Origin of the sequence: Streptomyces sp. NPDC093089 (assembly GCF_044754405.1) — a bacterium.
GTDB lineage: Bacteria > Actinomycetota > Actinomycetes > Streptomycetales > Streptomycetaceae > Streptomyces.
This window is the reverse complement of record NZ_JBIVPA010000013.1, coordinates 210,141-223,153: the sequence shown is the minus strand read 5'-3', so window position 1 is coordinate 223,153 and position 13,013 is coordinate 210,141. Positions and strand designations below refer to the sequence as shown.

Here is a 13,013-nt window from a genome sequence, read left to right as displayed (position 1 = left end):
ACGGGCTGACGCTGGGGAGCGAAGTGACGGGACATCAGATTCCGAGGGGGGCGACGGGTGAAGCACGGCCGAAAGACCGACGATCCGACGCGGCGACGCCGCCGTCGGCAAGCCTTCCTCGCCTCGCCGCAGACCTCGCACGATCGGTACCGGACCAGGCCGCGCAGCACTGCGCGTCCCACACCGCCGGGCCGTCCGACAGCGGACCGCGCGCGTCCGAAACCGGGCCCCGCGCGCCTGAAACCGGAGCGCACACACCCGACAGCAGAACGCACGGGACCGCCTCCGGGACACGCGCGTCCGACTCCGGATCCCACGCGTCCGAATCCGGACTTCACGCAGCCGGTACTGGACCGCACGCGCCCCGCACCGAACCTCCCGCGTCCGACCTCGAACCTCGCGCGCCCGACCTCGGATCGCACGCGTCCGACCCCGGACCGTGCGCGGGAGCCGGGTGGAGCGGCGGCGAGGGCCACGCCGCCGCGCTCCCGGACGCGGGCCCCGGCGACTGCCACGGGCACGCGCCCGGTGGTTCCGACGAGCCGACGGCGCGCCCGCACGAACCGGTCGGGTGCGGTGGCGCGGCGCCGGAGGGCCCGGTGAGCGCGCCCGGGGCGGTCCTCACCCGCCGCCCCGTCGGCGGTGGTGGCGGCGGCCCCGGGCATCCGGACCCCGGGCGGCCCGGCGTCGGCGCGGTCCTCGCCCAGATCGCCCTGGGGCTGATCTGCGCGGGCTACACGACCGGAGCCTCGCTCGGCTGGGGCTCCCCGCGGCTCGCGCTCGTCATGGGCGACTTCGGGCTCAGCGCCGCCGCGCTCACCGCGGCGGTCTCCTGCTTCCTCTACGGCCGCGCCCACCGCGGCAGCGCCCGCCCCGCCTGGCTGCTCTTCGCCTTCTCCTCGCTCATGGCCGCCTCGGGCAACGCGGTCTGGGGCTGGTACGAGGTGGTGCTTCGCACGGACGTGCCGGACTCCTCCGTCGCCGACCTGTTCTTCCTGCTCTTCGCACCGCCCGCCATCGTCGGCCTCCTCGTCCTCGCCAAGAAGCCCGTCACCCGGGCCGGCTGGATCTGCCTGGGGCTCGACGCCTGGCTCATCGGGGGCTCGCTGCTCACGCTGTCCTGGAGCCTGGCCCTCGCCCGTACGGCCCATTTCGAGGGCGAGTCCGTCGCCCAGGCCGCGCTGTCGCTCGCGTACCCGCTGCTCGACATCGTGCTCGTCAGCATGGTCCTGGTCCTGCACTTCCGGCGCTCGCAGGCGAACCGGTCGGCGACCAACACCGCCATCGCCGCGCTCGCCCTCACCGTGCTGTGCGACGCCCTGTTCACCTCGCCGCTGCTCCGCGAGAGCTACGCCTCGGGCCAGCTGCTCGACGCCGGCTGGTTCGCCGGCTCCCTGCTCCTCGCCTATGCGCCCTGGGGGGTGCGCCGGCTGCCGGACGCCGCGGTCGCCGCCCGCGGCCCGCTGCTCCACAGCCGCCCGGTCGCCGGGTCGCTCGCCGCCCTCACCCCGTACCTCGCCGCCGCTGTCTGCACCCTCGGCATCCTGTACAACGTCGTCGAGGGCCGCAGGATCGACCGGGTCGTCGTCCTCACCGGCTGCGCGGTGGTGCTCGCCCTCGTCGTGCGGCAGGGCATCATGCTCCTCGACAACATCGCGCTCACCCACGAACTGGCCCAGAAGGAGAACCACTTCAGGTCCCTCGTGCAGGGGTCGAGCGACGTCATCATGATCGCCGCGCCGACCGGGGTGCTGCGCTACGTGAGCCCGGCCGCGACCGGGGTCTACGGGCGCGAGGCCGAGGAGCTGATCGGCTCCGAGCTGGCCTCCCTCATCCACCCCGAGGACCTCGGCGCCGTCGTCCACGAGGTCCGGCGCTTCCTCGCCGTCTCGCCCGCCGAGGAGCCCACCACCCGGATCGAGTGCCGCTTCCGCTCCGGCCGCGGCGACTGGCTCAACGTGGAGTCGACGGTCAACCGGCACCAGGGCGGCCTGATCTTCAACAGCCGGGACGTGACCGAGCGCGTACGCCTCCAGGCCCAGCTGCAGCACAACGCCGAGCACGACCCGCTCACCGACCTGCCCAACCGGGCCCTCTTCACCCGGCGCGTCCGGCAGGCGCTCAGCGGCCGCCGCTCCTCGGACCACGGCACCGCCGTGCTCTTCATCGACCTCGACGGCTTCAAGGCGGTCAACGACCGGCTCGGCCACCAGGCCGGCGACGACCTCCTCGTCCAGGCCGCCCGCCGCCTCCACGACTCCGTACGCGCCGGGGACACCGCCGCCCGGCTCGGCGGCGACGAGTTCGCCGCCCTCATCCTCGGCGACGGCGGACGCGAGCAGGCGGCCCGCGAGAACCAGGTCCAGGAGATCGCCGACCGCCTGCGGCTCACGCTCTCCCAGCCGTACCGCGTCGACGGCGGCAACGAGGTGCGGGTCGCCGCCTCCATCGGCGTCGCCTTCGCCGAGCCCGGCATCGAGGCCGGTGACCTGCTGCGCAACGCCGACCTCGCCATGTACCGCGCCAAGGCCGGAGGCAAGGACCGCGTCGAGCTCTACAGGCCGCAGATGCAGGCCGAGGTGGTGCGCCGCACGGAGCTGGCCGCCCGGCTGCGCACCGCGCTCCACGACGGCGAGTTCGCCCTGCTCCACCAGCCGGTCGTCGACCTCTCCACCGGCCGGATCACCGCCGTGAGCGCCCAGGCGCGCTGGCGGTCGACCCAGGGCATCCTCTTCACCCCCGCGGAGTACCTCCGGGTCACCGACGACGGCGAGCGCACCGCCGAGCTCGGCCGCTGGCTCCTCGAGGAGGCCGTGGAGCAGGCCGCCGAGCGGGCGGGAATCGGTCACCGCACCCCGGTCGCCATCCGCCTCTCCGCCCGCCGCCTCCTCGACCGCTCGCTGCCGATGGGCTCGGTCGAGTCCCTGCTCACCCGGCACGGGCTGCCGTCCGGCTCGCTGATCATCGAACTGGCCGACAGCGACGCCAGGACCCCGCTCGACGAACTCGAACAGCGCCTCGTCACCCTGCGCCGCCTCGGGGTGCGGATCGCGCTCGACGGATTCGGCGGCGGACATGTGGCGTTCAACGCCCTGCGGAGGCTTCCGGTCGACATACTGAAGCTGGACCGGGGCCTCGTCGAGGGTGTGGTCGAGTCGGCCCGGCTCCGCAAGATCACGCGTGGTGTGCTGCGGATCGCCGGCGAGCTCGGCATCCAGACCGTCGCCGACGGGGTCGACGTGCCGGAGCAGGTCGTCGCCCTGCGGGCGATGGGGTGCGGCCACGCCCAGGGCATGGCCTTCTCGGGCCCGCTCGACGAGTACCGGCTGCGCAGGGCGCTGGTCCGGGACGAGTACCCGCTGCCCGGCGGGGTCCCCGTTCCGGCCGGAAACCGTCCCCCGATCCGCTCAAATAATGAGACGCCCGTCCCACCCACTTGACAGTGGTGAGGGCCGAGAGGGAGGGTCAGTGCCATGCGCACCCGAATTCTCGTACTTGGAAAGCGCGTCGGCTGAAGCAGGGCCATGACAGGCCCGGCTTAGAACGCACCCGACGCGCTCCCCTCGCTTGCCTCCCGGCACGAGGGGTTTTTTGTTGCACCGACCCATTGCCAAGTCGTTGCGAACCCCCGCAAAACACCTCGCAAAAACCCTCTGCTTCGAGAAGAGATGCTGATGACCGACCAGGCCACCGGGCACCATCCGCAGCCGCGGCCGCGTGGCGGCGCGCAGTCCGCCACCGCCGTCGAGCACGTCACGGGTGCGCAGTCCCTCATCCGTTCTCTCGAGGAAGTGGGCGCCGACACCGTCTTCGGCATTCCGGGCGGCGCGATCCTCCCGGCCTACGACCCGATGATGGACTCGCAGCGAGTGCGCCACATCCTGGTCCGGCACGAGCAGGGCGCGGGCCACGCGGCCACCGGCTACGCCCAGGCGACCGGCAAGGTCGGCGTCTGCATGGCGACCTCGGGTCCCGGCGCGACCAACCTGGTCACCCCGATCGCCGACGCGCACATGGACTCGGTCCCGCTGGTCGCGATCACCGGCCAGGTCGCCTCGAAGGCGATCGGCACGGACGCCTTCCAGGAGGCGGACATCTGCGGCATCACGATGCCGATCACCAAGCACAACTTCCTGGTCACCAAGGCCGAGGACATCCCGCGGACGATCGCCGAGGCCTTCCACATCGCCTCCACCGGCCGCCCGGGCCCGGTCCTGGTCGACATCGCCAAGGACGCGCTCCAGGCGAAGACCACGTTCAGCTGGCCGCCGCAGACCGACCTGCCCGGCTACCGCCCGGTGACCAAGCCGCACGCCAAGCAGATCCGCGAGGCCGCCAAGCTGATCTCCGCCGCCAAGCGGCCCGTCCTGTACGTCGGCGGCGGCGTCATCAAGGCCGGCGCCACCGCCGAGCTGAAGATCCTCGCCGAGCTCACCGGCGCCCCGGTCACCACCACCCTGATGGCCCTCGGCGCCTTCCCCGACAGCCACCCGCTGCACGTGGGCATGCCGGGCATGCACGGCGCGGTCACCGCCGTCACCGCGCTGCAGAAGGCCGACCTGATCGTCGCCCTCGGCGCCCGCTTCGACGACCGCGTCACCGGCAAGCTCGACAGCTTCGCCCCGTACGCCAAGATCGTCCACGCGGACATCGACCCGGCCGAGATCGGCAAGAACCGCGCCGCCGACGTCCCGATCGTCGGTGACGCCCGCGAGGTCATCGCCGACCTGGTCCAGGCCGTCCAGGCCGAGCACAGCGAGGGCAACAAGGGCGACTACACCGCCTGGTGGAGCGACCTGAGCCGCTGGCGCGAGACCTACCCGCTCGGCTACGACCTGCCGGAGGACGGCAGCCTCTCGCCGCAGCAGGTCATCCAGCGCATCGGCCAGCTCGCCCCCGAGGGCACGATCTTCGCGGCGGGCGTCGGCCAGCACCAGATGTGGGCCGCCCACTTCATCGACTACGAGAAGCCGGCCACCTGGCTGAACTCCGGCGGTGCCGGGACGATGGGGTACGCGGTCCCCGCCGCGATGGGCGCCAAGGCCGGCATGCCGGACCGCACGGTCTGGGCGGTCGACGGCGACGGCTGCTTCCAGATGACCAATCAGGAGCTCACCACCTGCGCCCTGAACAACATCCCGATCAAGGTCGCCATCATCAACAACGGCGCGCTCGGGATGGTCCGCCAGTGGCAGACCCTGTTCTACAACCAGCGCTACTCCAACACGGTCCTGCACTCCGGCCCGGACGACGTCCAGGCGAACAAGGGCACCCGCGTCCCCGACTTCGTCAAGCTCTCCGAGGCCATGGGCTGCGTCGCCCTGCGCTGCGAGGACCCGGCCGACCTGGACAAGGTCATCGCCGAGGCCAACGCCATCAACGACCGCCCCGTCGTGATCGACTTCATCGTCCACGAGGACGCCCAGGTCTGGCCGATGGTCGCCGCCGGAACCTCGAACGACGAGGTCATGGCCGCGCGGGGCGTCCGCCCCGACTTCGGCGACGGCGAAGACGACTGAGCGAGCAGAGCGAAAAGGAAGAGACCCAGACATGTCCACCAAGCACACGCTCTCCGTTCTCGTCGAGAACACGCCCGGCATCCTCGCCCGGATCGCCGCGCTGTTCTCCCGCCGAGGCTTCAACATCGACTCCCTCGCCGTCGGCATCACCGAGCACCCCGACATCTCCCGCATCACCATCGTGGTCAATGTCGAGGACCTGCCCCTGGAGCAGGTGACCAAGCAGCTCAACAAGCTGGTCAACGTCCTGAAGATCGTCGAACTCGAGCCCAGCGCTGCGATCCAGCGCGAGCTCGTCCTGGTGAAGGTCCGCGCCGACAACGAGACCCGCTCCCAGATCGTCGAGATCGTGCAGCTGTTCCGTGCCAAGACCGTGGACGTCTCGCCCGAGGCGGTCACCATCGAGGCCACCGGTTCGAGTGACAAGCTCGACGCCATGCTCAAGATGCTGGAGCAGTTCGGCATCAAGGAGCTCGTGCAGTCGGGCACGATCGCCATAGGGCGTGGATCCCGGTCCATCACGGACCGGTCCCTGCGGGCCCTCGACCGCAGCGCCTGAGAGTCGTCGGACGTCGACCGCCGGTCCAATCGGCGGTCCGACTGACGAGACCCGAAAACCTTCCTCCCGCTCCCCGCCGTACGGTGGGACGCAACACCAGCACCTCAAGGAGATTTCCAGTGGCCGAGCTGTTCTACGACGCCGATGCCGACCTGTCCATCATCCAGGGCCGCAAGGTCGCGGTGATCGGCTACGGCAGCCAGGGACACGCCCACGCGCTGTCGCTCCGTGACTCCGGTGTCGACGTCCGCGTCGGCCTCCAGGAGGGCTCGAAGTCGAAGGCCAAGGCCGAGGAGCAGGGCCTGCGCGTCGTGTCCGTCGCCGAGGCCGCGGCCGAGGCCGACCTCATCATGATCCTGACCCCGGACCCGATCCAGGCCAAGGTCTACGAGGAGTCCATCAAGGACAACCTGAAGGCGGGCGACGCGCTCTTCTTCGGTCACGGCCTCAACGTCCGCTACGGCTTCATCGAGGTCCCCGAGGGCGTCGACGTCGCCCTGGTCGCCCCGAAGGGTCCGGGCCACCTGGTCCGTCGTCAGTACGAGGAGGGCCGCGGCGTTCCGTGCATCGCCGCCGTCGAGCAGGACGCGACCGGCAACGCCTTCGCGCTGGCGCTCTCGTACGCCAAGGGCATCGGCGGCACCCGTGCGGGCGTCATCAAGACGACCTTCAAGGAGGAGACCGAGACCGACCTGTTCGGTGAGCAGGCCGTCCTCTGCGGTGGCACCGCGGCTCTGGTCAAGGCGGGCTTCGAGACCCTGACCGAGGCCGGCTACCAGCCGGAGATCGCGTACTTCGAGTGCCTCCACGAGCTGAAGCTCATCGTCGACCTGATGTACGAGGGCGGCCTGGAGAAGATGCGCTGGTCGGTCTCCGAGACCGCCGAGTGGGGCGACTACGTCACCGGCCCGCGGATCATCACCGACGCCACCAAGGCCGAGATGAAGAAGGTCCTCGCGGAGATCCAGGACGGCACCTTCGCCAAGGAGTGGATGGCCGAGTACCACGGCGGCCTGAAGAAGTACAACGAGTACAAGACCCAGGACGAGAACCACCTCCTGGAGACCACCGGCAAGGAGCTGCGGAAGCTCATGAGCTGGGTGAACGACGAGGAGGCGTAAGCCTTCGGGGAGGGGCCGGACAGGTTGTCCGGCCCCTCCCCGCATCGTTGGACACCTCGTCCAACCACGGACGGGTGATCCTTCCAACGAGGCGCATGAAGTGCGCCGGCACAGCACTACACTGCTCAACAACATACGCGTCAGGCCCACAGCGTCGTGCGCTTTCACGCGGCAAGCCCCCTCCACCGCCTGCGGCCGTCGGGACGGCCGTCCGCACTGGACCTGTGAGGACTCACGTGAGCTCGAAACCTGTCGTACTCATCGCTGAAGAGCTGTCGCCCGCCACCGTCGACGCGCTGGGCCCGGACTTCGAGATCCGGCACTGCAACGGCGCCGACCGCGCCGAGCTGATCCCCGCCATCGCCGATGTGGACGCGATCCTGGTCCGCTCCGCGACCAAGGTCGACGCGGAGGCCCTCGCCGCCGCGAACAAGCTCCGGGTCGTCGCCCGTGCCGGTGTCGGTCTGGACAACGTCGACGTCTCCGCCGCCACCAAGGCCGGCGTCATGGTCGTGAACGCCCCGACCTCGAACATCGTCACCGCCGCCGAGCTCGCGTGCGGTCTGCTGGTCGCCACCGCGCGCAACATCCCGCAGGCCAACACCGCGCTGAAGAACGGCGAGTGGAAGCGCAACAAGTACACGGGCGTCGAGCTGAGCGAGAAGACCCTCGGCGTCGTCGGCCTCGGCCGCATCGGCGTCCTGGTCGCCCAGCGCATGTCGGCCTTCGGCATGAAGATCGTCGCGTACGACCCCTACGTGCAGCCCGCCCGCGCCGCCCAGATGGGGGTGAAGCTGCTGGCCCTGGACGAGCTCCTGGAGGTCGCGGACTTCATCACCGTCCACCTGCCGAAGACCCCGGAGACCATCGGTCTCATCGGCGACGAGGCGCTGCACAAGGTCAAGCCCTCCGTCCGGATCGTCAACGCCGCGCGCGGCGGGATCGTGGACGAGGCGGCGCTCTACACCGCCCTCAAGGAGGGCCGGGTCGCCGGCGCGGGCCTCGACGTGTACGCGAAGGAGCCCTGCACGGACTCCCCGCTGTTCGAGCTCGACCAGGTCGTCTGCACCCCGCACCTCGGCGCGTCCACGGACGAGGCCCAGGAGAAGGCCGGCATCGCGGTCGCCCGTTCGGTGCGCCTGGCGCTCGCCGGCGAGCTGGTCCCGGACGCGGTCAACGTCCAGGGCGGCGTCATCGCCGAGGACGTGAAGCCGGGTCTGCCGCTCGCCGAGAAGCTCGGCCGGATCTTCACCGCCCTCGCGGGCGAGGTCGCGGCCCGCCTCGACGTCGAGGTGTACGGCGAGATCACCCAGCACGACGTGAAGGTCCTCGAACTCTCCGCGCTCAAGGGCGTGTTCGAGGACGTGGTCGACGAGACCGTGTCCTACGTCAACGCCCCGCTGTTCGCGCAGGAGCGCGGTGTCGAGGTGCGTCTGACGACCAGCTCCGAGTCGCCCGACCACCGCAACGTGGTCACCGTCCGCGGCACGCTGTCGAACGGCGAGGAGGTGTCGGTCTCCGGCACCCTGGCCGGTCCCAAGCACCTCCAGAAGATCGTCGCGGTCGGCGACTACGACGTGGACCTGGCGCTCGCCGACCACATGGTCGTGCTGCGCTACGAGGACCGTCCGGGCGTCGTCGGCACGGTCGGCCGGATCCTCGGCGAGGCCGGTCTGAACATCGCGGGCATGCAGGTCTCGCGCGCGGAGGAGGGCGGCGAGGCGCTCGTCGTGCTCACCGTGGACGACACGCTGCCGGCGCCGGTGCTCGCGGAGATCGCCCAGGAGATCGGCGCCGCCTCGGCCCGCTCGGTCAACCTGATCTGACGCGGCCCGTACGCGGACCCGCGCGGACTCGTACCCGGCCGATAGACGATCGTCTTACACGATTGTCTATCGGCCGGGTACAGTGCTGTCATGGGACACAAGGAAGACCTGCTCGAAGGCGCCAAGCGCTGTCTCCTGGAGAAGGGGTACGGGCGCACCACGGCGCGCGACATCGTCGCCGCCTCCGGCACCAACCTGGCCTCCATCGGCTACCACTACGGCTCCAAGGACGCCCTGCTCCAGCAGGCCTTCCTCGCCCTCACCGAGGAGTGGGGCGAGCAGGTCGGCCCCGCCGGCTCCGGCGAGGAGGAGCGGGAGCTGCCGGCCGACCCGTACCGGCGCTTCCACGCCGTCTGGGAGCAGGTCATCGGCGCGGCCGAGGCGAGCAGGCCGGTCTGGAAGCTCCAGACCGAGATCGTCACCCGGCTCGACGACGACGAGAAGCTGCGCGACGCCATCAAGGAGCCGCAGCGCGAGGGCCGGCTGGGGATGGCCGAGGGCTTCCTGGGCCTCGACCCCGAAGCCGACCCCGAGAAGGCCCGGGTCGCGGGACTGCTCTGTCAGGCCCTCGCCACCGGCGTCATGATCCAGTGGATGGTCGACCCGGAGACGGCGCCGACCGCGGACGACCTCACCGCGGGCCTCAAGGTCCTCATGGGGGAGGACAGCTGAGGACCACCTTCGCGCGGGCGTGCTCCTCCTCGACGTACCGCAGGGCCCGCGCCGCCTGGTCCAGCGGATAGGTCCGCTCGACGACCGGGGCGATGCCGCCGCTCTCGGCGAGCTCCCGCAGCGCCGCCAGGTTCTCCCGGCGCGGTTCCGCCGTGAGGACGCGGAGCCGCCGGCCGGAGAACAGGGAGAGCAACTGGCCCTTGAGGATCAGCCCCATCGGCCCGAAGGCGCTGCCTCCCTCGAAGACGCCGCCGCCGGACAGCACGAGCACGCCCGTGGGGGAGAGGACCCGCCGGAGCTCGGACAGCGACCGGTTGCCCACCAGGTCGAAGACCAGGTCGTAGCGGTCGTGGCCGGTGGTGAAGTCCTCGCGGGTGTAGTCGACGACGCGGTCCGCGCCGAGTCCGAGGACCAGCGCCGCGTTCCGGGTGCTGCACACCCCCGTCACCTCGGCGCCGAAGGCCTTCGCGAGCTGGACGGCGAAGGTCCCGACGCCGCCCGAAGCCCCGTTGACCAGCACCTTCGAGCCCGGTCGCACCTTCCCCAGGTCCCGCAGTCCCATCAGGGCGGTGTTGCCCGCCAGCGGTATCGCCGCCGCCTGCTCGAACGTCAGGCCGGCCGGCTTGCGCTCCGTCGCCTCCTCGGAGGCGCACACGTATTCGGCGAAGGATCCGGGGGCCTCCCCGAAGACCTCGTCCCCGGGGCGCAGCCCGGTCACCCCGGCGCCCACGGCCTCGACGCGGCCCGCGAAGTCCCTGCCCCGGATCCGCTCCTTCGGTCTTCGCAGGCCGAGGGCGAGCCGGGCCACGTAGGGGTCGCCCCGCATCAGGTGCCAGTCCGCCGCGTTCACCGCGGCGGCGTGGACGCGGACGAGCACCTCCCGCTCGCCCGGCACGGGCCGCTCGACCTCCGCGAACTCCAGCACGTCCGCCGATCCGTACCGGTCCTGCACCCACGCCTTCATGACGCCCCCTCGCCTGTTCGCCGTCCGACGCTCGCACCACTCACGACGGTAGGGCCTCCGGCGCCGCCGGGACATCGGGGACGACCCCGACACGGCCCTGAGGCGCCGTCGTCCCGAAGGCCTACAGCCTGGCCGACTTCAGGGACATGTGGAGCAGGAGGCGGTCCTCGCCGTCGTCGAGGTCCAGGCCGGTGAGCTGTTCGACGCGGGACAGCCGGTAGTAGAGGGTCTGGCGGTGGATGCCGAGGGCGGCCGCCGTACGGCCCGCCTGGCCGGCGTTGTCGAGGAAGACCTCGGCGGTGCGGGCCAGTTCGGTGTGGGCGGGGGCGAGGAGCGGGGCGACGACGGGATCGATCTCGGGGTGGTAGAGCGCCGCGAGCAGGCGGTACGGGCCGATCCCGGCCCACTCGGCGACCGGCCCCAGCGTCGGCTGCGCGGTGGCGGCCCGGGCCGCCGTGTTGGCCTCGCGCCAGGCCGCCGGAAGGTCCGCGAGGCCCCGGCGGGGGGTCGCGATGCCGGCCGGCGCGGCGCCGCGCAGCCGGTCGGCGGCCGTGTGGGCGGGGGAGAGGTCCTCGGCGGTGCGCAGCCGTACGAGGACGGCGAGGGACTCGCCCTCGGGCAGGGTGGCGACCGCCGCCGCGCCGGGGACCGCGCGGATCGAGGGGGCCTCGCCCTGCCAGGGGGTCACGCAGACGAGGGTGTGCAGGCCGTCCGCGCTGGGGCCGAGGGCCGCCCGGAGGGCCGCGACGGCCATGTCGCTCTGCCAGCCGCGCCCGGCGGTCAGCACCGCGACGAACTCGCGGGAGAGGTCGGCGCCCGCGCGCTCCTCGTCGGCGAGGAGGTCGCCGATGCGGGCGGCGACGTCCATCGCGGCGGTCAGCCGTTCGGGTGAGGGGCCGGGCTCCGCGTCGAGCAGCCACACGTATCCGAGGACCACGCCCCGATGGCGCACGGGAAGGCAGATGCGGTCCCGGAACACGCCCGCGTCCGGGGCGGCCGGGATGCGGACCGGCCCGGTGGCCCGGGTGATGCCGAAGCCCTCGAACCAGGCGCGGACCGCCGGCGTGGACTTCCGGGTCAGGATCGACCGCGTCCGGACGGGGTCCATCGCCGTGTCGTCGTCGCTGTCGTGCGCCCCGAAGGCGATCAGTCCGAAGTCGCGGTTCTCCAGCGTGGCGGGGGCGCCGAGCAGCGCGGAGATCTCGTCGACCAGTTCTTGGTAATCGCCCTTCACGGCGCCATTCTCGCACCCCTTCAGACATGTGTATGAGATGCCGCGCACGGATGCGTGACAGCTGTCGATGGCAGAGGATCGGAGCGATCCATAGGTTTCACGGTGGTTCTCCGTGCTGTTCCCGGTTCGTTCCCTTACTCCGGGTATGGCCCCGTTCTGCTTCTGCCTTCTGGAGGTGCCCCGTGCTGGGTCCCGTGATCCTCGCCGCGTCGCGCAGCGACAAGATGCGCCGTCTCGTGTCGGCCGCCCCCGGGACCAAGCAGGTCGTCGCCCGCTTCATCGCCGGCGAGACGGTCGACGACGTCGTCCCGATCGTCTCCGAGCTGAGCGGCCGCGGCCTGGAGGTCACCCTCGACGTGGTCGGTGAGGACATCACCACCGTCGAGCAGTCGTACGCCGCCCGCGACGCCTACCTGGAGCTCATCGGCCGACTCAAGGAGCTGGGCCTGGGCGCCCGCGCCGAGATGTCCGTCAAGCTGTCGATGTTCGGCCAGTCGCTCGAGAACGGTCACGAGCTGGCCCTCGCGAACGTCCGCCCGGTCGTCGAGGCCGCCGCCGAGATCGGCACCACGGTCACCCTGGACGCCGAGGACCACACCACCCTCGACTCGATGTTCGCCATCCACGACGAGCTGCGGAAGTCCTTCCCGCAGACCGGCTGCGTCATCCAGGCGTACCTCTTCCGCACCGAGGACGACGCCCGCCGCCTCGCCGCGAACGGCTCCCGCGTCCGGATCGTGAAGGGCGCCTACAAGGAGCCCGCCTCCGTCGCCATCCAGGACAAGCCCGAGATCGACAAGGCGTACGTCCGGATCATGAAGATCCTGATGGACGGCGAGGGCTACCCGATGATCGGCTCGCACGACCCGCGCCTGATCTCCATCGGCCAGGAGCTGGCCCGCCGCGCCGGGCGCAAGCTGGACGAGTACGAGTTCCAGATGCTGTACGGCATCCGGAGCGAGGAGCAGAACCGCCTCGCCGCCGAGGGCCACCGCATGCGCGTCTACACCGCGTACGGCACCGACTGGTACGGCTACTTCATGCGCCGCCTCGCGGAGAAGCCGGCCAACCTCCTCTTCTTCGTCCGCTCCATCCTCACCAAGGGCTGAGCCCACCTC

General features: G+C 71.3%; 9 protein-coding genes. 7 read left to right on the top strand and 2 right to left on the bottom strand.

The annotated features are described in order from the left end of the window. Nucleotides 1-599: 599 nt before the first annotated feature. The 6 genes from ACIQFX_RS28965 (at nt 600) to ACIQFX_RS28940 (ending at nt 9,697) form a co-directional block, all read left to right on the top strand. A complete protein-coding gene (locus ACIQFX_RS28965) occupies nt 600-3,440 on the top strand; it encodes a putative bifunctional diguanylate cyclase/phosphodiesterase (RefSeq protein ID WP_402469198.1) in 2,841 nt (946 codons plus the stop codon). A 228-nt stretch (nt 3,441-3,668) separates the two neighbouring features. Further along, nucleotides 3,669-5,519, top strand: a complete 1,851-nt coding sequence (locus ACIQFX_RS28960; protein ID WP_402469195.1) for an acetolactate synthase large subunit — start codon at nt 3,669-3,671, stop codon at nt 5,517-5,519. A gap of 31 nt (nt 5,520-5,550) precedes the next feature. Next, nucleotides 5,551-6,078 carry an acetolactate synthase small subunit gene (ilvN, locus tag ACIQFX_RS28955; protein ID WP_017236011.1) on the top strand — a complete coding sequence of 176 codons (528 nt, stop codon included), beginning with the start codon at nt 5,551-5,553 and terminating at the stop codon, nt 6,076-6,078. A gap of 119 nt (nt 6,079-6,197) precedes the next feature. Next, on the top strand, nt 6,198-7,199 hold the full coding sequence (ilvC, locus tag ACIQFX_RS28950) for a ketol-acid reductoisomerase (RefSeq protein WP_017236010.1): 1,002 nt from the start codon (nt 6,198-6,200) through the stop codon (nt 7,197-7,199). Nucleotides 7,200-7,435: 236 nt separating this feature from the next. Further along, entirely contained in the window at nt 7,436-9,025 is a 1,590-nt protein-coding gene (gene serA / locus ACIQFX_RS28945; RefSeq protein ID WP_402469191.1) for a phosphoglycerate dehydrogenase, read from the top strand. A gap of 90 nt (nt 9,026-9,115) precedes the next feature. Then, entirely contained in the window at nt 9,116-9,697 is a 582-nt protein-coding gene (locus ACIQFX_RS28940; protein WP_402469189.1) for a TetR/AcrR family transcriptional regulator, read from the top strand. Here the strand turns inward: ACIQFX_RS28940 and ACIQFX_RS28935 are convergent. Continuing rightward, nucleotides 9,678-10,661: an NAD(P)-dependent alcohol dehydrogenase gene (locus ACIQFX_RS28935; RefSeq protein ID WP_402469186.1), complete on the bottom strand. Its 984-nt coding sequence runs from the start codon at nt 10,659-10,661 to the stop codon at nt 9,678-9,680. The genes ACIQFX_RS28940 and ACIQFX_RS28935 overlap by 20 nt on opposite strands. Before the next feature lie 121 nt (nt 10,662-10,782). Beyond that, complete coding sequence (locus ACIQFX_RS28930) at nt 10,783-11,895, bottom strand: PucR family transcriptional regulator (protein ID WP_402469184.1); 1,113 nt, start codon at nt 11,893-11,895, stop codon at nt 10,783-10,785. Nucleotides 11,896-12,077: 182 nt separating this feature from the next. Here ACIQFX_RS28930 and ACIQFX_RS28925 point away from each other — a divergent pair, with 182 nt between their 5' ends. After that, on the top strand, nt 12,078-13,004 hold the full coding sequence (locus ACIQFX_RS28925; RefSeq protein ID WP_402469181.1) for a proline dehydrogenase family protein: 927 nt from the start codon (nt 12,078-12,080) through the stop codon (nt 13,002-13,004). Nucleotides 13,005-13,013: the final 9 nt, after the last annotated feature.